Here is a 21,485-nt window from a genome sequence, read left to right as displayed (position 1 = left end):
TCCCGGCTGCTGGGGACGTGTTTCCGCAGGTGACGGAGGTTTCCCTCCCCGCGGGCATGACAGCGCGGGCCCCGGGAATGTGACGAGCGACGAAGATCACGCCGCGCATGGGTGCCGCGCGGGCCCGCCGGCCCTTGCCCGCGGCCTCCCCACGCGACGGCGTGTCATGCGGATCCGCTCCGCCCGGCACCGACGAGGTCGCCGCTGGCGTACTCCTGCTCGGACGCCGCCACGCGCGGGCCTTCGGCCGCCCACAGCCGCAGCCGGGCGTCGTGCAGCCAGTACGCCGCAATTGCCGCAGAAACATCCATGATGTCTGCTATCTCCTGATAGGCGAAGCCTTCAACGGCCGCGAGGTACACGGCGAACCGCTGCTCCCTCGGCAGCGTGAGGAGGGCGGCCCGGACGTCCGCCTCGGACAGCAGGACGAACTCGTCCAGCGCGGACCCCCGCACCCCCTGCGGGATCCCGGACTCCGGCGGCAGCACGCACACCTCCGGATGGGGGCCGACGAACGCCGCGGCCAGGAGGTCGTAGAGCCAGGCCCGGTGGTCGACGCCGTCGAGGAGGCGCGGGAACGCGGCGTACGCCCGGGTGAACACCTCCAGGACGAGTCCCTCCGCCTCGGCCGGGTCGCCCGTGACGCCCAACGCGGCCCGGTACACGGGGTCGAGGAGGGTCAGCACGTCACGCTCGAAGCGTGCCTCACGCCCGGCGGAACCGTCCTCGTCGCCGACGGCCGCCCGCACCGGAGCCTCGGCAGCCTGCCGGGCCTGCGGGGCGCGGACGGTCCTGCGGTGACGGCCGCTCCCGGGCGCCGTACTGCTCCCCCGCGCGTACGGCTCACCGTCGACGCTCCGGCCCCGGTGCCGGCCACCGCCCTGGCCGGACACCGCGTAGCGGATTCCTGCGGTGGACTGGGCGTTCGTCAGCGACTGAGGCATGTTGCGTCTCTTTCCGGGATGACCTGCTTGGTCGGTACGGTCGCGCGGGCAGGGGTGGCCACACCGCACGGCTCGGCGTTAATTGCTTCGCGCAGCAAATATATATCCTTCGCGAAGCAAGTAAAGTGGGGGGCATGCACGATGCCGCACACCGCCCGGAATCCGCACCGGATCTGCTGGATCCCCTCAATCCGGACGAAGAAGCCCTCATGCGGTCCCTCAGCCGTGTCATCTACGCCCTGCCCCGCGCTCTGGACGCCGACATGACCCGCGAGCAGCGGCTCCCCCTCATCGAGTACCGGGCGATGATGAACCTCTCGGAGGCGCCCGGGCGGCGGTTGCGGATGAGCGACCTCGCCGCCGCCTGCGAGATGTCGCTCAGCGGCATGACGGGCGTGGTCCGCCGGATGGAAGGCCAGGGGTTCATCCGGCGGGTCAGGTGCGAGCGGGACGCCCGGGGCTCGAACGCCGTCCTCACCGACGCCGGGCTGGCCCGCCTGGAGGAGGCCTGGCCGACCCATCTGGCCTCCATGCGCCGCCACTTCCTGGACCACCTCGCCGGTCTCGACCTCCGGGCGCTCAGCGCGGCGCTGCGTACCGCGGCAACCTGAACCCGCCTCTTTCCCGAGGTCAGAGCCGCACCGACGGGCCCGTACCCCCGCAGCCGTGCGGCGACCTGATCTCGCGCCGCCCCGTAGGGGACGTGCATACTCAGGCCCTGCGGGCGCGCCGGCACCCGCGACGATCGGGAGGTACGCGATGGTGTCGTCGTCAGGGACGGAATCCCGGAGGGTCACGATCCATGACGTCGCCCGGTCCGCGGGGGTGTCCCGGCAGACCGTGTCGCGGGCGCTCAACGACAAGGACGAGATCGACGGCACCACCAAGCAGCGTGTGCTGGAGGCCGCCCGCGAGCTCGGTTACCGGCCGAGCCGCTTCGCCCGCGGCCTGGTCCGGCAGGACACCACCACGATCGGGCTGGTCATCCCCGACCTGCTCAACCCGTTCTTCACCGAGGTCGCCGCGGCCGCGCTGGAGGCGGCCCGGGCGCGCGGCTGGCACGTCGTCGTCTACGACACCGGGGACAGGGCCGAGGAGGAGTTCGGCACCCTGCAGGTGATCGCCTCGCAAGTGGACGCGGTCGTCGGCTACTTCAGCTGCTCCGAGCACGACCTCGAACGCTTCACCCGCGGAGTGCCCGTGGTGCTCATCGGGCGTGAGCACCACACGGCGCGGTTCAGCTCGATCCGCATCGACGGCGAGGAGGGCGTCAACGCCGCGGTCGCACACCTGGTCGCCGCGGGCCACCGGCACGTCGGCATGCTCGACCACGACGGCCGCGCCGAGCCGAGCGTCCGGCGCGAGTGGTTCGCCACGGCCGCGGCGGCCCACGGGATCGACGCGGGCAGAGTGGTCGGGGCCGCCCAGTCGGCCGACGGCGGCGGGACGGCGCTCAGGAAGCTGCTGGCCGCGCATCCCGACGTCACCGCGGTCTTCACCTTCAACGACATCATCGCCATCGGCGCCCTGCGCGAGGCGCGCCGGCTCGGCAGGGCCGTCCCCGAGGACCTCGCCGTGGTCGGCTTCGACGGACTGCAGCTCGGCACGCTCGTGGAGCCCCCGCTGTCCAGCGTCGCGCTCGACACGCGCCGGCTCGGCGCGCTCGCCATCGACCAGGTCGCTCGGCTGCTGACCGGGCTGGAGCCGCTCGGGGCCGACGACCTCGTCGTCCGCGCCGAACTGCGGCTGAGCGGCTCCGCTTAACCTGCCGGACCCGTGTGCGCCGCAAAGTCTTGACACTTGACGGCACCGGAGCGCACACTTCCGAACAATTCTCAATGGCCCCGTGAGCGTTCACGTGAACGCTCACGTGAACGCTCACGGGACCGGAACACGTGGTTTTGCCCAACCTTGCGACGGCGCTCGGTGCGTGCACCGGAACCCGTCGCTCCCCCTGTCCCTTCTCTCCAGCACGGCCCGCCTGAGGTGTCAACGTCGACCCGGCTGGCGCCCACGCCAGCCGTCCTCCGGAACGGAAACCATGAGCAGCACAGTCACGCGTATCCGCGTCGCCGCCGTCGCCGCGGCAGCCAGCATCGCCGTACTCGCCGGATGCTCATCGCCGGCCCCTTCGGGTGACAGCGCATCGGCAGACGCCTGCGCGCCCGCGAAGGGCAAAGTCACCCTCCAGTACTGGAACACCGTTCCCGGCATGGACGAAGTCGTCGCGCTGTGGAACAAGAAGAACCCGAACATCCAGGTGGAGACGAAGAACATCTCCAACGACCAGTACGGCACCATCGGCAACGCCCTCAAGGCGGGCAAGGCGCCGGACCTCGCCCAGGTCGGCTACGACGAACTGCCCAACCTGCGCAGCCAGGACGCCTTCGCGGACGCCTCCGCCTGCAAGGCGGCCACCGACGCCAAGTCGGCGTTCGTGCCCTGGACCTGGTCGCAGGCCAGCTTCGGCGGCACCGGGGTGTTCGCCATCCCGCAGGACACCGGCCCGATGGCCCTGTACGTGCGCAGCGACATCTTCAAGAAGCACGGCCTGGAGATCCCCAAGACCTGGGACGAGTACGCGACCGAGGCGCAGAAGCTGCACAAGGCCGACCCGAACCTCAGCATGACGTTCTTCGACCCGAACAACGCCGAGTGGTTCAACGGGCTCCTCTGGCAGAACAGCGCCGAGATGTACTCCTACTCCGGCGACAAGTGGCACGTCGCGGTCGAGTCCGAGCAGAGCAAGCAGGTCGCCGACTACTGGCAGAAGCTGATCGACGCCAAGCTGGTGCGGACCGACCTCGCCCACGGCTCGACGCAGATGTACACGGCGTACCAGAAGGACCAGATCGCCACCTACGTCGGCGCCGCCTGGGGCTACAGCATGTTCCGCGACAACCTGCCCAAGCAGGCGGGCAAGTGGTCGATCGTGCCCATGCCGACCTGGGGTTCGAGCGCCGCGTCCGGTGACTGGGGCGGCTCCACCGTCGCCTTCATGAAGGGCGGCAAGCACCCGTACGAGTCAGTCAAGTTCAACACCTGGCTGAACACCGACCCCGAGGCCCTCGCGCTGGAGAACAAGCTGGGCGGCCTCTACCCGGCGGCCACCGCCGGTCTGGCGCTCCCCGCGCTCTCCCAGGGCGTGGCCTACTACGACAACGAGAAGATCTTCGACGTCTTCGCCGAGTCGTCCAAGAACATCGACACCGACTTCACCTGGGGCCCGACCCAGAAGACGGTCAACCTGGCGCTCCAGGACGCGATGGCCAAGGCGACCGCCGGTGACGGCACCGTCGCCGGCGCCCTCACGGCCGCCCAGGACGCCGCGCTGAAGTCCATGAAGGACCAGGCGATCCCGGCCACGGCGGGCAAGTGACCGTCGCATGACCGACCTCGCAACCCGCGCGACGCGCGGGGTGGCGACCACCGAGGGCCGCCGTCGCCGCCACAACGGCGGCGGCCCCCGGGCGGGCACCATCGCCGCGTTCGTGACCCCGTTCTTCCTGCCGTTCGTCCTCTTCTACCTGGTGCCGATCGGCTACGCGTTCTGGCAGAGCCTGCTCGTCGTGCGCCGCACCGGCGGCCAGTACGGCACGTCGTACACGACCTTCGGCGGTCTGGAGCAGTACACGCAGGTCTTCCAGAACACCGAGTTCTGGGGCAGCATCGGCCGCATCGGGCTGTTCGGCATCGTGCAGGTGCCGGTGATGCTCTTCGTTGCGCTGGTCATGGCGCTGCTGCTCGACACCCCCCTGCTGAAGCTCAAGGCGTTCTTCCGCATCTCGGCGTTCATGCCGTACGCCGTGCCCGGCGTCATCGCCGCGATCATGTGGTCGTACCTCTACTCGCCGCAGATCAGCCCCGTCGTCGACCTGCTCAAGGGCGTCGGCCTCCAGCCCGACTTCCTCGGTCCGGGCGCCGTGCTGTGGTCGACGGCGAACGTGTCCACCTGGCTGTGGACCGGCTACAACATGCTGATCATGTTCTCCGCGCTGCAGTCGATCCCGCAGGAGCTCTACGAGGCCGCCAGGCTCGACGGCGCCAGCAACTGGGCCATCGCGTGGCGGATCAAGGTGCCGATCATCGCCCCATCGGTCGTCCTGACCACGGTGTTCTCCATCATCGGCACGCTGCAGCTGTACGCCGAGCCGGCGGTGCTGCGCCAGATCTCCTCGAACATCCCGAGCACCTTCACCCCGAACATGCTCGCGTACACGGTGGCCTCCGGGAACAACTACCAGCAGGCGGCGGCGATCTCCGTGGTCATCGCCGTGATCACCTTCGTCTTGAGCTTCGGGTTCATGCGACTGACCTCGAAGAGGGCCGGACTGTGAGCGACCAGACCCCGATCCGCGAGAGCCGCGTCAGCCGAACGGCCGCCACGGCCCTGATGTTCCTGCTGGCGGTCTACTTCCTGCTGCCGGTCTACTTCCTGGTCGTGGCGGCGACGAAGCCGCAGGGCGACCTCGCCTCCACCAACGGCCTGGCGTTCTCGCACTTCGACCTCTTCGCCAACCTCGACACCCTCTTCACCCGCAGCGACGGCATCTTCGGGCGCTGGGCGCTGAACAGCGTGCTGTACGCGGTGCTGGGCGCGGCGGTCGGCACCCTGATCTCGGCGCTGTGCGGCTACGCGCTCGCCAAGTTCCCCTTCCGGGGCCGCGAGTTCCTCTTCTCCGTCATCCTCGGCGGGATCCTCGTACCGACCACCGCGCTCGCGCTGCCGCTGTTCCTGCTGTTCTCGGCGACCGGGCTCGTCAACACCTACCTCGCGGTGTTCCTGCCCAGCATCGTCAGCCCGTTCGGCGTCTACCTGGCCCGGATCTTCGCCGCGTCGGCCGTCCCCCAGGAGATCCTGGAGTCGGCGCGCCTCGACGGGGCCGGGGAGTTCCGGACGTTCTTCTCGGTGGCGTTCAAGCTGATGACGCCCTCACTGGTGACCATCTTCCTGTTCCAGTTCGTCGCGATCTGGAACAACTTCTTCCTGCCCATGGTGATGCTGCAGAAGGAGTCGCTCTTCCCGATCACGCTCGGCCTGTACCAGTGGAACGGCCAGACCGCCCGCGCCCCGCTGCTGCAGGAGTCGGTGATCACCGGTTCGCTGGTCTCGATCGTGCCCGTGATCGTCGTGTTCATCCTCCTCCAGCGGTTCTGGCGCACCGGACTGGCCGCCGGCTCGCTCCGCTAGCCCCGCGCCGGCACCCCTGCCCTCCCCCGTCCTCCCTCCCCCCGCCGCCCCGCCAGCACAGAAGGTCCCGTTGCCATGCCCCGATCCGCCGTCTTCGTGCCCCACTTCCACTGGGACCGGGAATGGTACGAGCCCTTCCAGGTGTTCCGGCACCGGCTCGTCACCGCCCTGGACACCGTGCTGGAGACGGCCGAGACGAACCCGGACTTCCGCTTCACCGTCGACGGGCAGATGGCCGCGGTCGAGGACTACCTGGAGATGCGGCCGGAGAACCGCGGGCGCGTCACGGCCCTGGTCGCCGAGGGCCGGCTCGCCATCGGGCCGTGGCTGATCCTGCTCGACGAGTTCCTCTGCTCGGGCGAGACCATCGTCCGCAACCTGCAGATGGGGTGGGCGGCCGCGGCGGAGCTGGGCGGCTCCATGCCCATCGGCTACCTCCCGGACATGTTCGGCCACGTCGCCCAGATGCCGCAGATCCTGGCGCGCGCCGGGATCGAGCACGCGGCGCTGTGGCGCGGGGTGCCCGGCTCCGTCGACGGCCACGCCTTCCGCTGGCGCGCCCCCGACGGCTCGGAGGTGCGCACCGAGTTCCTCTTCGACGGTTACGACAACGGCCTCGACGTCCTGCTGGTGCCCGATCAGATCGGTCGCGCGCTGGGCGAGTACGCGGAGATGACGGCCGGACGGTGGGGCGACGACCCGGTGCTCGCGATGGCCGGCACCGACCACAACGCACCGGACCCGCGCCTCGCGGAGTGGCTGCGGCAGGCCTCGGGCGAGGGGCGCACCATCACCATCGCCACGCTCGACGAGTACGTACGCAAGCACGTGCGCGACGAGGTCCCGGCCGTCGTCACCGGTGAACTGCGCAGCCACGTACGCGGCAACATCCTCCCGGGCGTGCTCTCGGTGCGGCGCGGGCTCAAGCACCGGATGGCCGTCGCCGAACGCACCGTCGACCACGCCGAGCGCCTGAACGCGCTGTGGTCCGGGCGTGACGACACGCCGTTCCTCTCGCTCGCGTGGCACAAGATCATCGAGTCGAGCGCCCACGACTCGGTCGTCGGCTCCGGCACGGACGAGACCGCCGACCAGGTCGAGGCGCGGCTCGCCGAGGCCGCGCACGCCGCGCGCGCCGTACGGGACGCGGCGCTGGCCGGACCCGCCGCCCGCGTGCCGAGCGACGGCCACCTGGTCGCCAACCCGCTGACGGTCCCGCGCACGACGCTGGTCGAGGTCGACGTCGTGGCCCCGCCCGAGGGGACCGTCCTCGTCGCGACCGCGGCCGACGGCTCGGAGCACCCCGTACAGCTGGTCGCGCAGGCGCCGACCGTGCTCAGCGACGAGCGCATGGACGCCTCGCAGCTCGAGCGGGTGCTGCGTCGCATCCACCGCCGCGAGCTGTTCGGCCGCCAGATCGACCACTACGAACTCACCGCGGGTTCGCTCGTCTTCCACCTCGCCGAGGTGCCCTCCAGCGGTCCGTTCGACCTGCTGATCCTGCGCCGCGAGGTCGCCGCCGCTGCCGCCGCGCACCCGGGCAAGTGGCGGGTGCTGACGCTGGAGGAGGCGCGGGCCACCGCGCTGGTTCCGGTCGCCGTCCCCGCCTCCGGGCTCGCGAGCTTCACGGTCGCGCCCGCCGGGCAGGCGCCCGCACCGGGGACCGCCTTCGTGCCGGCGACGGCGACGGCCGGGTCGCTGTCGAACGGGCTGGCCGAGGTCGTGATCGCCGCCGACGGCACCCTGGAGGTGACCGGGGCGGACGGAACCGTGCTGCGCGGGGTCGGCCGTCTCGTCGACGGCGGTGACCGCGGCGACAGCTACAACTACGGCCCGCCGGCCCACGACCTGCTCGTCTCGGAGCCGACGGAGGTCGCCGTCGAACTCCTGGAGAACGGCCCGCTGCGGTCGCGGGTGCGCATCACCCGCGTGTACCCGTGGCCCGCCGCGCTCTCGCCCGACCGCGACGTACGCGGCGACCGGACCGTGCCGACGCCGGTGGAGACCCTGGTGGAGCTGCGCGCGGGCGAGCCCTTCGTGCGCGTCACCACGTCGTTCCTGAACCAGGCCGCCGACCACCGGCTGCGCTTCCACGTCCCGCTCCCCCGGCCGGCGGCCGGCTCGGCGTCGGCCGGGCAGTTCGCCGTCACCGAGCGCGGGCTGACCGCCGAGGGCGGCTGGGGCGAGTACCCGATCCCGACCTTCCCCGCGAGCAGCTTCGTGTCGGCCGGCGCGGCCACGGTGCTGCTCGACCACGCCACCGAGTACGAACTCACCGCCGGGGGCGCCGAACTCGCCGTGACCCTCCTGCGCGCGATCGGCTCGATCAGCGTCAACATCCATCCGCTCCGCGACGAACCGGCGGCGAGCGAGATCCCCGCGCCGGGGGCGCAGGACCTCGGGGTGCGCATCGAGAACCGTTTCGCCGTCCTGCCGTCGGCGACCGGCTGGCAGGCCGCGGACGCGGTCGCCCTCGCCGAGGAGTTCCGCAACGACGTGCTGGTCACCCGCGGTACGGCGCCCGCCGGTGGGCAGTTGCCCCCCGACACGGCCGGCGTGCGGGTCGACGGCACGGACGTCTTCGTCTCCAGCGTCCGCCGTGTCACCGGCGACGAGCTCGGTGCCGGCACCGAGGTGCGGCTGGTGGCGATGAGCGACACGGGCTCCACCGCCCGCGTCACCGGTGCGTTCGGCCGGGTGACCACGGTCGACCTGCTCGGCCGGCCGCTGGCCACCGCACCCGCGGAGGGCGCACTCGAACTCGCCCTCGGCCCGTGGGAGATCCGGACGATCGTGCTCAGGTAGCCGCGGTCGCGGTCGCGGCCGTGACCCCGACCGCGGCCGTGACCGCACACCGGATCCCCCTTTCGCTACCAAGAAAGAGTTGTGACCTCTTGCCCTCCGAGCTCTCCGCGTATGTTTCGGACACCACACCAGGGCGTGGCGCGCTGCGTCCGGCGCGCTCGTGGCTGCACTCCGACGCCCCCTCCCGCTCGCTCAACGGGCACTGGCGGTTCCGTCTGTCGCCCACGGCGACGGCGGCGGACGACTTCGCGGCCGAAGGCTTCGACGACGGCGGCTGGGACGACATCCCGGTGCCCTCCCACTGGGTGCTCCAGGGGGACGGGGCCTACGGCCGGCCCATCTACACCAACATCCAGTTCCCCTTCCCCATCGACCCGCCCCACGTGCCGGACGAGAACCCGACCGGCGACTACCGCCGCCACTTCGACCTGCCCGCCGACTGGTCGCGGGCCGAGCGGGTCGTGCTGCGCTTCGACGGCGTGGAGTCGCTCTTCAAGGTGTGGGTGAACGGCGACGAGGTCGGCAGTGCCTCGGGCAGCCGGCTGGCCCACGAGTTCGACGTGACCGCGTCCGTGCGCCCGGGCGACAACGTCGTCGCCGTGCGCGTGCACCAGTGGTCGGCGGCGAGCTACCTCGAGGACCAGGACCAGTGGTGGCTGCCGGGCATCTTCCGCGACGTCACCCTGATCGCTCGGCCTGTCGGGGGGATCGAGGACGTCTGGTTGCGCACCGGGTTCGAGCGGGGGCGCGGCCGGATCGACCCGGAGGTCACCGCGGAGGCGGCGGCGTTCCCGGTCACCCTCCGCATCCCCGAGCTCGGCGTCGAGCGGGTCTGGGGCTCCGCGGCCGAGGTGACCGCGTTCGAGGTCGACGGCGTGGAACCCTGGTCGGCCGAGGTACCGCGGCGGTACGAGGTCACGGTGGCCTCGGCGGCGGAGACCGTCACGGTGCGGACGGGCTTCCGCACGGTCGAGATCCGCGGCGACCGGTTCCTGGTCAACGGCCGCCGCGTCGTCTTCCACGGGATGAACCGCCACGAGACCCACCCCGAGCGCGGCCGTGTCTTCGACGAGGAGCACGCGCGCGAGGACCTGGCCCTGATGAAGCGGTTCAACGTCAACGCGATCCGCACCAGCCACTACCCGCCGCATCCGCGGCTGCTCGACCTCGCCGACGAACTCGGGTTCTGGGTCGTCCTCGAGTGCGACCTGGAGACGCACGGCTTCGACAAGGTCGGCTGGGCCGGCAACCCCAGCGACGACCCGGCGTGGCGGGAGGCGTACCTGGACCGGATCCGGCGCACCGTCGAACGGGACAAGAACCACCCCAGCATCGTGCTCTGGTCGCTCGGCAACGAGGCGGGCACCGGTGCCAACCTCGCCGCGATGTCGGCCTGGGTGCACGCCCGCGACGCGGGACGCCCCGTGCACTACGAGGGCGACCACACCGGCGCGTACACGGACGTCTACTCGCGCATGTACGCCTCGGTGCCGGAGACCGAGCAGATCGGGACCGACGGCTCGCGCACCCCGCTGCAGGACTGCACCCCCTCGCAGGGCGCACGGCAGCGCACCAAGCCGTTCCTGCTGTGCGAGTACGCCCACGCGATGGGCAACGGGCCGGGCGCCCTCGACCAGTACGAGGCGCTGGTGCACCGGCATCCGCGCCTGCACGGCGGCTTCGTGTGGGAATGGCGCGACCACGGCATCCTGACGACGGCCCCGGACGGCACGCCCTACTACGCCTACGGCGGTGACTTCGGGGAGGTCGTGCACGACGGCAACTTCGTGATGGACGGGATGGTGCTCAGCGACGACGTCCCGACCCCCGGCCTCCACGAGTTCAAGGCGGTGGTGCAGCCGGTCCGCTTCACCTTCGCCGCGGGCGACGACGACGGCGGCGGCGTGGTGACGATCACCAATCTGCGGCACTCGGCCGACACCGCCGACCTGCGCTTCCGCTGGCGCGTCGAGCACGACGGGACGCCCGTGGACGCCGGTGACCTGGACGTGCCCGTCGTCGTGGCGGGCGGGTCGGCGCGCGTGCCGCTGCCGCGGATCGCGGTGTCGCGGGACGCGGAGACCTGGCTCACCCTGGACGCGGTCCTGGCGGCCGGCACCGCGTGGGCGAGCGAGGGCCATGTGGTCGCGACCGCCCAGCTGGACCGCTCGGCGCGACGTGCCGTGCCCGCCGTCCGGCTTCCGGCCGACTGGCGGCGGAGCGAGGGGACGCTGACGCTCGGCATCGCCGAGTTCGCCGGCGGGGACCTGGTACGGCTCGCCGGCCGCGCCGTGGCGGGCCCGCGGCTGGAACTGTTCCGTGCCCCGACCGACAACGACGAGGGCACCTCGGGGGTGGCCGAGGAGAGCGACGCCCACGTCCCCGGGGTCTCCAACGCCGAGTTGTGGCGTGGCGACGGCCTGGACCGGCTGACCACGCGGGTGCTGTCGGTGGAGACCGCCCCGGACGCGCTGCGGACCGTCGCCAAGGTGTCCGCGGCGAACACCGCGTCGTCGGTGACGGTGGAGACCGTCTGGTCCCTGCAGGGGGACGAGCTCGAACTGCGTGTGGAGATCGAGCCGTCGGGCGGCTGGGCGACGGTGTGGCCGCGCATCGGCGTCCGTTTCGACCTGCCCGACGGCGGCGCCCCCGTCGACGGCGCCGAGTGGTTCGGCATGGGCCCGCACGAGTCCTACCCGGACAGCCTCCGCGCGGCGCGCACCGGCCGCTTCTCCGCCGGCGTCGACGAACTCTCCGTCGCCTACGCGCGCCCCCAGGAGACCGGGCACCGCTCCCGCCTGCGACGGCTGGAACTGACCAGTGGCGGCGCCGGAGTGCTCCGCTTGGTGACCGTCCCGGACGCACAGGGGCGCCTCCCGGGTTTCACGCTCAGCCGCCACACACCGCAGCAGATCGCCCGGGCGGCGCACCCGTTCGAGCTCCCTGAGTCGGCGACCAGCCACCTGTTCGTCGACGCGGCCCAGCACGGCCTCGGCTCCCGGGCCTGCGGGCCCGACGTGTGGCCCGAGTTCGCGCTGCGCCCGCAGTCCCGGACGATCAGGCTCCGCATCACGGCGGGCTGAGGTTCCCCTGGCAGAAGGCCGCGACGAGCGGCCTTCTGCCAGGGTGGTGGCATGAAGTACCTGGTGCTGATGTACGCCGACCCCGCGGCGACCGAGGCGATGACCGCCGAGGAACGCGCCGAGGTGTTCCGCCGGCACGACGAGCTGCACAAGGATCTCGCGGGCACCGGCGAGCTGCTGAACGGGGCCGGACTCGCCTACCCCAGGGACACCACGACGATCCGGCTGCGCGGCGACGGCCCGACGACGGCGGACGGACCGCTCACGGAGGCGAGGGAGCAGGTCACCGCCTACTACGTGGTCGACTGCACGAGCCCGGAGCGCGCGCGGGAGATCGCCCGACGCGTCGTCGACTTCCACGTCGTGGCGGTCGAGGTGCGCCCCGTCCACGACTCGTTCGGCATGGACGCGAGCCGACCGGACGGCACCCCGGCGCAGCAGGCGTGAGGGCCCCTCCGTCCCGGGTTCAGCCCGGTTCGCAGCGGTCGAGTGCGGCACGAACCTGGTGGAGCCCCTCCACCCTCCAGTGGTCCCGGTCAGGCATTTGGTCGTCTCGGCGCCAGCGCCAGGCCGAGAACATCGCCCAGTTCAGGGCGCGGCACCGGTGAATCAGGTCGTGGTCGGCCCCCGCATAGTGCTTTCCCACTTCATCGGGCGCATGGGCGAGATCGAACTCGACCGGCCCACGGCAGCACGTGGCGAGGTCCACGAAGAGCGGCCCCCTCTTCGTGTTGAGGAGGTTGCCCGGATGCGGCTCGCCGTGCAGCAGCTGCTCGCCGGCCCTGCCGATGCCGACCGCCGCGCTCAGCCCGGCCAGTGTGCCGCGGAGGAATTCCCGGTCGGCATCCGACAGCTCGGGGGATCGCTCCCGGTCGCCGACTTCTCCCAGTGCCGCAGCGATTCGATCGGTGACATGCGGTGCGTCCAGGTCGATCCGGCGCAGTGCGGCATGGTGCCGCAGGAACGCATCCGCGTAGTCGGCCGGAGCGATCCGCGGTCCCACGGGTTCGTAGTACGTCCAGAGCGAGATGGCGAAGGCATCACGCACATGGACCCGGGGGTCGACCCGAGGGTCGAGCCCGGCCACGGGAGCGTCGACGTCGGCGAGGCGGCGGGCAACCTCCACTTCGAACTCGGAATCAGCCAGATGGCCAGAAGGGGCGACCCGGGCCAGAACATCGCAAGGGGCCAGGCGCAGCGCAACGCGGTCCGAGTTGTGGATGACGACCACGTCGTCGGCCTGAAGGCCCAGCTCCGATGCGGTGGCACGTCCTGCCTCAACTGCGCCACGGAGTTCCCGTGGCTCCATATCGTCCTCCCTCATCGCTGATTGCACGTACACGCCTCGGGGCGACAGCTGTAGATCCTTCTCCAGCTCGGCGCGCCGCGGCAACATCATTCGGGCCGCTGCGGCACCACGCGACGGAGGGTGACGGGTGAGAGCCGGTCCGTCACCCTCGCGCGTGGGCCGAATGGGCAATATGACTCATTTGGGTGAATAATGGACTAATGGATGTAATTTTTGAACCGTCGGTGTACCCGCCGCTCGCCCTCGGCTTCTTCGGCCTGGCGACCGGCTATCTGATCTGGGGGTCCCAGGAACTGTTCGGCTGGCCCAAGCGGGACGAGCGGGTCGACCGGGCGATGGGCGTCTGGGGCATCTGGCTCCCGGGCCTCTGCCAGCTCATGGCGGGCGTCATCCTCTTCGTGGGGCTCACCTGGTTCGAGGTGTTCAAGGAGCCGCCGCTCTACATGGCCGCCCTGGCCTTCACCGCGTACGGCATCCACTGGTTCGCGCTCGGCTGGGACCGCTACCGCGGCAACGACGCACGCGTCAACGCCGGGGTCGGCGTGGCCTACATGGTCCTGTCGGCGCTCGGCGCGACGGTGTTCTTCGCGGTCGACGACTGGCCCGTCGGGCTGGTCTTCATCGGGCTCTTCGCCGTCTACCTCAGCAAGTTCGTCATGTCGGTCGGCGTGCCCGTCGCCGAACGCGTGATGGGGCTGTTCCGGCTGCTGACCGCCGCCTGGCTGCTGTACCTGACCTTCGCCGTGGTGGTCGACTTCACCCTCGGGTACCACTGGCCGACCTGACCCGTACGGGGTGTCAGGCCTCGACCAGTCCCAGCCGGAACAGGCTCCCGGCGGTGTCGAGGACGGTCGTCTCCACGGACCGGGGTTCCCAGCCCAGCACCGCGCGCGCCTTGTCGGTGCGGAGCACCGGCACCTTGCCCAGCCGACCCGCCGCCTCCCGCAGCGCCGGGTCGGTGCGCGCGCCCTCCCGCACCTCCTCGGGGGTGAGTTCCCTGGCCGGCGCCTTCGCGGCGCGCTCGCCAAGCCCCTCCGCCAGGATCCGGGCCATCGCGTACAAGCTCGTCGCGGTGCCGGTGCCGATGAGGAAGCGCTCGCCCGCGGCGGCCGGTTCCGTCATCGCCCGCAGGTGGGCCTGCGCCACGTCACGCACGTCGGCCACGTCGACGTACTGCGGCGGGACCACCGGCAGGGCCCCCTCCAGCATCGCCTTGACGAGCCCCACCGAGGCGGACAGGTGCCGGTCCAGCACCGGGCCGAAGATCCCGGGCGGATTGATCACGGCCAGTTCGAGCCCGCCTCCCTCGGCGGCCGTGAAGTCCCATGCGGCGCGCTCGGCGACCGCCTTGGACTTGACGTAGGGGGTCAGGTCGTCCCCGGGGTCGGTCCAGTCGCTCTCGTCGTAGGCTCCGCCACCCGTACGGCTGTAGCCGACGGCGGCGAAGGACGAGGTCATCACCACGCGCCGGACGCCGTGGTCACGCGCCGCCCGCAGCACGCGCAGTGCTCCGTCCCGGGCCGGGACGATGACCTCGTCCTCGTGGCGGGGCTGCCGGGCCGGGAAGGGCGACGCCACGTGCAGGACGTGTCGCAGCCCTTCACCGCCTCCGCCCAGCCCTCGTCCGCACCCAGGTCGGCCACGACGATCTCCAGCCGTCCGGGGTCGGCGCCCGCCCGGGCCGCCGTCGCGCGGACGCCCTCCGCGCGGTCCGGCGACCGGACGGTGGTGCGCACCCGGTGGCCGGCGCGCAGTAGCGCGTCGAGAACGTGCGAGCCGAGGTAGCCGCTGCCGCCCGTCACGAGGACGGGTCCGGAGCCGGGGTTCAGGTCGTACATGGTGTTCTCTTCCCTATCTCAGATCGGGCACCGTGCGCGTGAGTTCGTCCACGGCACGCTGCTCCGCGTCGTCGTCGCCCCGCTCCCGCGCGTCCCACAGGTCGGTCTTGAGCTGCAGGTACCGCAGGCGGACCCGCATCCGCTCGACCTCCTCGACCACCCGGTCGGCGTTGCGCCGGAACAGGTCGCGCAGTTGCACGGCCCGGTCGGCGTCCGCCTCCCCGTCGAGGTGACGGAGGTAGGCATGCATGTCGCGCACGCTCATCCCGGTCGCCTGGAGGCAGCTCAGGGCCTCGATCCTCTCCACCGCGGAAGCGCCGTAGCGGCGGTGGCCGCTGCTCTCGTGGCGGGGGACCGGGCCGATGAGGCCGATCTTCTCGTAGTAGCGCAGTGTCGGCTCGGAGAGGCCGCTGCGTCGCGACACCTCCTGGATCGACACCGGCGGGGCGTCTGTCATTGCCACGTCCTCAGTCTTCGGAACCTCAAGCGCTTGAGGTCAAGCGTGGGGTGCGGACGTGGCCGAGGTCACTTCGCCAGGCCCCGGCGCGTCGCCTGCCGCGGGCTCCGGGACGTCTCCGGGGGACCTCACCCCCGAGGGGAACTTAGTGTAGCCTTACCTAAGCTTCAGACAGGGCGCGCTGGTCGCCGTCGGCTGGGTACCGGAGGGGTCGCGGGGTGGGAACGAGGGTGCCGTCGGGGCGGGATGTCCTGCTGAGGACGGTCAAGGGCCGGCGGAAGGACGTCGCCGTGGGCGCCGTGCTCGGCGCCGGCCATCAGTTCGGGGAGGCGCTCGTCCCCGTCCTCATCGGCATCGTCATCGACCAGGCCGTGTCCGACGGCGACGGACGTGCACTCTTCGGCTGGCTCGCGGTGCTGGCCGTCGTGTACGTCGGACTCTCCTTCAGCTTCCGCTTCGGCGCCCGCGCCGGCGAACGCGCCGCCGAACAGGCCGCGCACGCACTGCGGATCACCCTCGTACGCCGGGTCCTCGACCCCCGCGGCGGTGCCGAGCGCGGCCATCTGCCCGGTGAGCTGGCCAACATCGCCACCGAGGACGCCAAGCGGGTCGGCGCCGTCAACATGGCGGTCATGACCGGGATCTCGGCCCTCACCGGACTCCTGGTCAGCGCCGTGGCCCTGCTGCGGATCTCCGTCCTGCTGGGCCTGGTCGTCCTCCTCGGCACACCGCTGCTGCTCTGGCTCGGGCACCTGCTGAGCAAGCCCCTGGAGCGGCGCAGCGAGGCCGAGCAGGAGCGCGCCGCGTACGCCTCCGGGATCGCCGCCGACCTGGTGGCGGGACTGCGGGTGCTCAAGGGGATCGGGGCGCAGAGCGCCGCCGTCGAACGGTACCGGCGCACCAGCCGCGCCTCGCTCGGCGCCACGGTGCGGGCGGCGCGCGCGGAGGCCTGGCAGAGCGGGGTGGTGCTCACCCTGACCGGGGTCTTCATCGCGGTGGTCGCACTGATCGGCGGACGGCTCGCCACGGCGGGCGACATCACGCTGGGTCAGCTCGTCTCGGCGGTCGGCCTGGCGCTGTTCCTCCTGGGGCCGCTGGAGGTCTTCGCCTGGGTCAACACCGAGTTCGCCCAGGGGCGGGCCTCCGCGGGACGCATCGCGGCCGTGCTCGCCGCGGAGCCCGACGTACAGCCCGGCGACCGCGCCCTGCCGGACCCGGTACGCGGCGGGCTGCGGCTGCGGGGCGTCACCCTCGGCGCCCTGCGCGAGGCCGACCTCGACGTGCGGCCCGGAGAACTGCTCGGCGTCGCCAGCACCGACCCGGCCGCCGCGCAGGCACTGCTCGCCTGCCTCGGCCGCACCACGGACCCGGAGGCCGGCGTCGTCGAACTGGACGGCGTACCCCTGCCGGAGCTCGACCCCGCGCGGCTGCGCACCGTGGTCCTCGTCGCGGCGCACGACGCCGACCTGTTCGAGGGCACCCTCGCCGACAACCTGGGCGGCACCGGGGACGACGACCTCGCGCTGGCCGCCGCCGGCGCGGACGAGGTGGCCCGGGCCCTGCCGCAGGGCACCGCCACCGAGGTCACCGAGGGCGGCAGCTCGCTCTCCGGCGGCCAGCGCCAGCGCGTCGCGCTCGCCCGCGCCCTCGTCGCCGACCGCCCGGTGCTCGTCGTGCACGACCCCACCACGGCGGTCGACGCGGTCACCGAGGCCCGCATCGCCGGCGGACTGCGCGAGCACCGCCGCGGCCGCACCACAGTGCTGGTCACCAACAGCCCGGCCCTGCTGTCCGTCGCCGACCGCGTCGTCCTCCTCGACGGCGGCCGGGTGGCGGCCGACGGCGCGCACGGCGACCTCGTGCACGGCGACGCGACCTACCGGACGGCGGTACTGGCATGACGACGGCATCCGCGGCGCGGGAGCTGCTGCCCACGGCGACGCCCGCGCGGACGCGTGCCGCGGTACGGGAACTGCTGCGTCCGCACCGGGCGCTGGCGGTGGGCGGGGCCGTGGTGATGGTGGCGGCCACGACGGTGGGGCTGCTGACGCAGCCGCTGCTGGGGCACATCGTCGACCTGGTGACCGACCGGCGCCCGGCGGGGGCGCTGACACTGCCCGCGGTGCTGCTGGTGCTGGTCGCCGTGGCGCAGGGCGTGGCCACCGCCTCCGGCACGTCGCTTGTGTCACGGCTCGGCGAGACCGTGCTGGCCGAGCTGCGCGAGCGCTTCGTCGAGCGCGCGCTGTCGCTGCCGCTGGAGCGCCTGGAGCGGGCCGGTTCCGGCGACCTCAACTCCCGGGTGACGCGGGACGTGTCACGGGTGGCGGACGCGGTGCGCACCGCGCTGCCGGAACTGGTGCGCTCGGGGCTGTCGATCGTGCTGACGCTGGCCGCCCTCGCGGTGCTGGACTGGCGGTTCCTGCTGGCGGCGCTGCTCGCGCTGCCCGTGCAGGCGCACACCGCGCGCTGGTACGTCCGCAACGCCACCCCGCTGTACGCCAAGGAGCGCATCGCCACCGGCGCCCAGCAGCAGCAGTTGCTCGACACCATCGGCGGCGCGGCGACCGTACGGGCCTACCGGTCCGAGGCCGGGCACACCGAGCGGGTCACCGAACGCTCCCGCGCGGCCGTCGACCTGACGCTGCGCGGGGTGCAGCTGGTGCTGCGCTTCTACAGCCGGCTGCACGTGGCCGAGTACACCGGGCTGGCCGCCGTGCTGGTCACCGGTTTCCTGCTGGTGCGCGGCGGCTCCGCGTCGATCGGCACGGCGACGGCGGCGGCCCTGTACTTCCACAGCCTGTTCGGCCCGGTGAACACCGCGCTGGTGCTGCTGGACGACGCACAGTCCGCGACCGCCGCCCTGGCCCGGCTGGTCGGCGTCGTCGACGAGCCGGCGCCCGCCACCTCCGGAGCCGCGCCGGCCCAGGACGTTCCCGGTGTTCCCGCCGTGACCGTGGAGGGCGTCGGCCACGCCTACGTGCCGGGACGGCCGGTGCTCACTGACGTGGACCTGGTGCTGCGGCCCAAGGAGAGGGTCGCCCTCGTCGGTGCCAGCGGCGCCGGCAAGACCACGCTCGCCAAGATCGTCGTCGGCATCCACCGGCCGTCGTCCGGTCGGGTCGACGTCGGCGGCGGCGAACCCGCGGAGACCGGGCGCACGGTCGCTCTGGTCACGCAGGAGGTGCACGTCTTCTCCGGGCCGCTCTGCGACGACCTGCGCCTGGCCCGACCGGACGCCACCGACGAGGAACTGCGCGAGGCCCTGGAGCGGGTGGGTGCGCTCGGCTGGGCACAGGCGCTGCCCGAGGGCCTCGACACCGTCGTCGGCGAGGGCGGCCACCGCCTGACCGCCGACCGCTCGCAGCAACTCGCGCTCGCCCGGCTGGTGCTGGCCGATCCGCCGGTCGCCGTCCTCGACGAGGCCACCGCGGAGGCCGGCAGCGCCGGCGCCGCGCGGCTGGAGGAGGCCGCCGAGCGCGCGCTGGATGGCCGTACGGCCCTGGTCGTCGCGCACCGGCTCAGTCAGGCCGCCGCCGCCGACCGGGTGGTGGTGATGGAGGAGGGCCGCATCGCCGAGAGCGGCACCCATGACGAACTGCGCGCCGCCGGGGGGCCGTACGCCGCCCTGTGGCAGGCCTGGGCGGAGCACCGCAGCACCCCCCGGCCGTAGCGGCCGCCGCCGCCCCTGAACCAACCCGTCCAGAACCGAAACGAACAGAAGGATCACCCGATGCCCCGCGCCAACAGAGCCACCCGGTTCGCCGGACTGCTCGCCTCCGTACTGATGCTCGTCGGTGCGGTAGCCGCCTGCGGCTCCTCCGACTCGCCCTCCGACGCGTCGAAGCCGGGCTCCGGCTCCACCAAGGCGTCGGCGGGCAACGCCTTCCCCGTCACGATCGCCCACAAGTACGGCAGCACCACGATCAAGTCCGAGCCCAAGCGCGTGGTCACCGTGGGCCTCACCGACCAGGACGCCGTCCTCGCGCTCGGCACCGTCCCGGTCGGCACGACCGAGTGGATCGGCGGCTACAAGGGCGCCTTCGGCCCCTGGGCGCAGGACAAGCTGGGCTCCGCCGCGGCGCCCACGGTCCTGAAGGACACCGGCACCGGGCCGCAGGTCGAGAAGATCGCCGCCCTCAGGCCCGATCTGATCCTCGCCCTGTACTCGGGCCTGACCAAGGCGCAGTACGACACGCTGTCGAAGTTCGCTCCGGTCGTGGCCCAGCCCAAGGAGTTCAACGACTACGGCATCCCGTGGCAGCAGCAGACCGAGACCATCGGCAAGGCGCTCGGCAAGCCCGGGGAGGCCACGAAGCTCGTCGAAGGCGTCGAGGCGAAGTTCGCCGAGGCCAAGAAGGCGCACCCCGAGTTCGCCGGCGCCACCACGGTGATGGCCACCCCGTACGAGGGCACCTTCGTCTACGGCAGCCAGGACGCCCGCTCGCGGCTGCTGGCCGACCTCGGGCTGAAGCTCCCGGCCGACCTGGACAAGGTGATCGGCGACCAGTTCGGCGCCAACATCAGCAAGGAGCGCACCGACCTGCTCGACCAGAGCGTCGCGGTGTGGATCGTGCCCGACACCACCACGGCCGTCGCGAAGCTGCACGAGGACAAGCTGTACGCCGACCTGAAGGTCGTGAAGGAAGGCCGCGAGGTCTTCGTCGAGGAGTCCGGCGACTACGGCAACGCGGTGTCCCTGTCGACCGTGCTGAGCATCCCCTACGTCCTCGACCGCCTCGTCCCGCAGCTCGCCGCCGCGGTGGACGGCGACCCGGCCACGAAGGTGGAACAGCCCGCGTCCTGATCACCGCCGTCCTGCGGTGCTCCGTGCGCCGCCGGGCCGAGGCCGGGCAACCCGGGGCCGGGGCCCGCTCTGCACGCAGAGCGGGCCCCGGCCCGTGTGCCACGCGCTACCGGGCGTCGGTGTCCGGCACGTCCCCGGCGATACGTTCGAGCAGGTCCCGAGCCTCGGCGGTCCGGCGGTGGTCCGGGCCGAACGTCGCCAGGCACGCATCATGCGCGGTCACGGCCCTGCTGAGGGCTTCGCGTTCACGGCCGAGCCCTTGGAGGGCGGTGGCCAGGGCCAGTTCGACCGCACCGGTCTCCGCTCGGTGCTGCTGCGCGGACATGCCGCGGCGCAGGTCGTCGGCGCGTTCCGCCTCGGCGAGTGCCTCTTCGTGACGGGCCTGGGCGTTGAGGCTGCGGGCCAGGCCGAGTCGCAGGACCAGAGCGAACCGGTCATGCTCCGGATGGGCCGCGAGGGCGTCGCGGACGAGGGCCTCCGCTTCCGCGTGACGGCCCTGCGCGGTGAGCGCGAAGACCAGTCCGTTGCGTGCGGCCGCCGCCGTGTTCAGCATGTCCGGGCCGGTGCCGCGGGCCGCTACCCCTACGACGGCCCGGCATTCCGCCTCGCATTCGGCGTGCCGGCCGAGCGCGCTGAGTGCCTGCGCGCGATCCGAACGCAGCTTCAGGGTCAGCATGTGCTCGGCGCCGAGGGTCCTTCCGAACACGGGCAGCAGTTCGTCGTACGCGGTGACGGCCTCGGCGTGACGGCCCTGGGCCCCCACCGCCAGGGCGGCGAAGCTCAGGGCCAGCGGTGCGTACGGGGTGCCGCGCTGCCCGGTCCAGGCAGCCGCCACGGCACGGGCCTCGGTCTCCGCCTCGGCGTAACGCCCCGCCGTGTAGAGCGCGATGACCTCGTCCACGGGGGAACTCGTGGGCCGATCCGCCTCGTGTCGGCCGCGCGGCCGGAAGAGTCTCATGCCCGAAGCGTACGGATCAAGCGCCCGCACCTCCCCATGTGGTGCAGGGACGTACGGGAGGGGCCGCCCCGCGGGGCGGCCCCTCCCGGCCTCTTT

At 72.3% G+C, this 21,485-nt stretch carries 17 protein-coding genes and 1 pseudogene; 12 read left to right on the top strand and 6 right to left on the bottom strand.

Translation table 11 applies throughout. From position 1 onward, the window contains the following. Positions 1-164: 164 nt before the first annotated feature. Positions 165-944 (bottom strand): sigma factor-like helix-turn-helix DNA-binding protein, encoded by a 780-nt coding sequence (locus tag PV410_RS09645; protein ID WP_500323635.1) that lies wholly within the window; start codon positions 942-944, stop codon positions 165-167. Positions 945-1,078: 134 nt separating this feature from the next. Here PV410_RS09645 and PV410_RS09640 point away from each other — a divergent pair, with 134 nt between their 5' ends. The 8 genes from PV410_RS09640 (at position 1,079) to PV410_RS09605 (ending at position 12,470) form a co-directional block, all read left to right on the top strand. Continuing rightward, the gene (locus PV410_RS09640) at positions 1,079-1,555 is read left to right on the top strand and encodes a MarR family winged helix-turn-helix transcriptional regulator (protein WP_500323634.1); all 477 of its coding nucleotides are present in this window, start codon (positions 1,079-1,081) and stop codon (positions 1,553-1,555) included. Positions 1,556-1,703: 148 nt separating this feature from the next. Further along, positions 1,704-2,708 (top strand): LacI family DNA-binding transcriptional regulator, encoded by a 1,005-nt coding sequence (locus tag PV410_RS09635; protein WP_500323633.1) that lies wholly within the window; start codon positions 1,704-1,706, stop codon positions 2,706-2,708. Between the two features lie 277 nt (positions 2,709-2,985). Continuing rightward, complete coding sequence (locus PV410_RS09630; protein WP_500323632.1) at positions 2,986-4,323, top strand: ABC transporter substrate-binding protein; 1,338 nt, start codon at positions 2,986-2,988, stop codon at positions 4,321-4,323. Between the two features lie 7 nt (positions 4,324-4,330). Next, a complete protein-coding gene (locus PV410_RS09625; RefSeq protein WP_500323631.1) occupies positions 4,331-5,281 on the top strand; it encodes a carbohydrate ABC transporter permease in 951 nt (316 codons plus the stop codon). 56 nt (positions 5,282-5,337) lie between these two features. Beyond that, positions 5,338-6,135 carry a carbohydrate ABC transporter permease gene (locus PV410_RS09620; RefSeq protein ID WP_499517036.1) on the top strand — a complete coding sequence of 266 codons (798 nt, stop codon included), beginning with the start codon at positions 5,338-5,340 and terminating at the stop codon, positions 6,133-6,135. 75 nt (positions 6,136-6,210) lie between these two features. Then, entirely contained in the window at positions 6,211-8,940 is a 2,730-nt protein-coding gene (locus PV410_RS09615; RefSeq protein WP_500323630.1) for a glycoside hydrolase family 38 N-terminal domain-containing protein, read from the top strand. 89 nt (positions 8,941-9,029) lie between these two features. Further along, positions 9,030-12,023: a glycoside hydrolase family 2 TIM barrel-domain containing protein gene (locus PV410_RS09610; RefSeq protein WP_500323628.1), complete on the top strand. Its 2,994-nt coding sequence runs from the start codon at positions 9,030-9,032 to the stop codon at positions 12,021-12,023. 51 nt (positions 12,024-12,074) lie between these two features. Continuing rightward, on the top strand, positions 12,075-12,470 hold the full coding sequence (locus PV410_RS09605) for a YciI family protein (RefSeq protein ID WP_500323627.1): 396 nt from the start codon (positions 12,075-12,077) through the stop codon (positions 12,468-12,470). Positions 12,471-12,489: 19 nt separating this feature from the next. On the opposite strand, the gene PV410_RS09600 is transcribed toward PV410_RS09605, so the two are convergent. Further along, entirely contained in the window at positions 12,490-13,332 is an 843-nt protein-coding gene (locus PV410_RS09600; protein WP_500323626.1) for an aminoglycoside phosphotransferase family protein, read from the bottom strand. A gap of 200 nt (positions 13,333-13,532) precedes the next feature. Between PV410_RS09600 and PV410_RS09595 the strand changes: the two genes are divergently transcribed. Continuing rightward, positions 13,533-14,117, top strand: coding sequence for a hypothetical protein (locus tag PV410_RS09595; protein WP_500323625.1), 585 nt, complete (start codon positions 13,533-13,535; stop codon positions 14,115-14,117). 13 nt (positions 14,118-14,130) lie between these two features. Here the strand turns inward: PV410_RS09595 and PV410_RS09590 are convergent, their stop codons facing one another. From PV410_RS09590 to PV410_RS09580, 3 genes and pseudogenes are all read right to left on the bottom strand, one after another. Next, complete coding sequence (locus PV410_RS09590; RefSeq protein WP_500323624.1) at positions 14,131-14,910, bottom strand: NAD-dependent epimerase/dehydratase family protein; 780 nt, start codon at positions 14,908-14,910, stop codon at positions 14,131-14,133. Positions 14,911-14,978: 68 nt separating this feature from the next. Continuing rightward, positions 14,979-15,170, bottom strand: a pseudogene (locus PV410_RS09585) (NAD-dependent epimerase/dehydratase family protein); the annotation flags it as partial. A 13-nt stretch (positions 15,171-15,183) separates the two neighbouring features. Continuing rightward, positions 15,184-15,627 carry a MerR family transcriptional regulator gene (locus PV410_RS09580; RefSeq protein WP_500323623.1) on the bottom strand — a complete coding sequence of 148 codons (444 nt, stop codon included), beginning with the start codon at positions 15,625-15,627 and terminating at the stop codon, positions 15,184-15,186. A 218-nt stretch (positions 15,628-15,845) separates the two neighbouring features. On the opposite strand from PV410_RS09580, the gene PV410_RS09575 reads away from it, so the two are divergent. The 3 genes from PV410_RS09575 to PV410_RS09565 are packed head-to-tail and all read left to right on the top strand — an operon-like array spanning position 15,846 to position 20,431. Further along, positions 15,846-17,528 (top strand): ABC transporter ATP-binding protein, encoded by a 1,683-nt coding sequence (locus PV410_RS09575; RefSeq protein WP_500323622.1) that lies wholly within the window; start codon positions 15,846-15,848, stop codon positions 17,526-17,528. Then, the gene (locus PV410_RS09570) at positions 17,525-19,297 is read left to right on the top strand and encodes an ABC transporter ATP-binding protein (RefSeq protein ID WP_500323621.1); all 1,773 of its coding nucleotides are present in this window, start codon (positions 17,525-17,527) and stop codon (positions 19,295-19,297) included. Before PV410_RS09575 ends, PV410_RS09570 begins: the two co-directional genes overlap by 4 nt. Positions 19,298-19,357: 60 nt before the next feature. Further along, positions 19,358-20,431, top strand: a complete 1,074-nt coding sequence (locus PV410_RS09565; RefSeq protein WP_500323620.1) for an iron-siderophore ABC transporter substrate-binding protein — start codon at positions 19,358-19,360, stop codon at positions 20,429-20,431. Between the two features lie 106 nt (positions 20,432-20,537). Here the strand turns inward: PV410_RS09565 and PV410_RS09560 are convergent, their stop codons facing one another. Further along, complete coding sequence (locus PV410_RS09560) at positions 20,538-21,389, bottom strand: tetratricopeptide repeat protein (protein ID WP_500323619.1); 852 nt, start codon at positions 21,387-21,389, stop codon at positions 20,538-20,540. Positions 21,390-21,485: the final 96 nt, after the last annotated feature.

The organism is Streptomyces sp. PA03-5A (genome assembly GCF_033792725.1).
In the GTDB taxonomy this organism is placed as follows: Bacteria; Actinomycetota; Actinomycetes; order Streptomycetales; family Streptomycetaceae; genus Actinacidiphila.
This window is presented reverse-complemented; position numbering and strand designations above follow the sequence as displayed.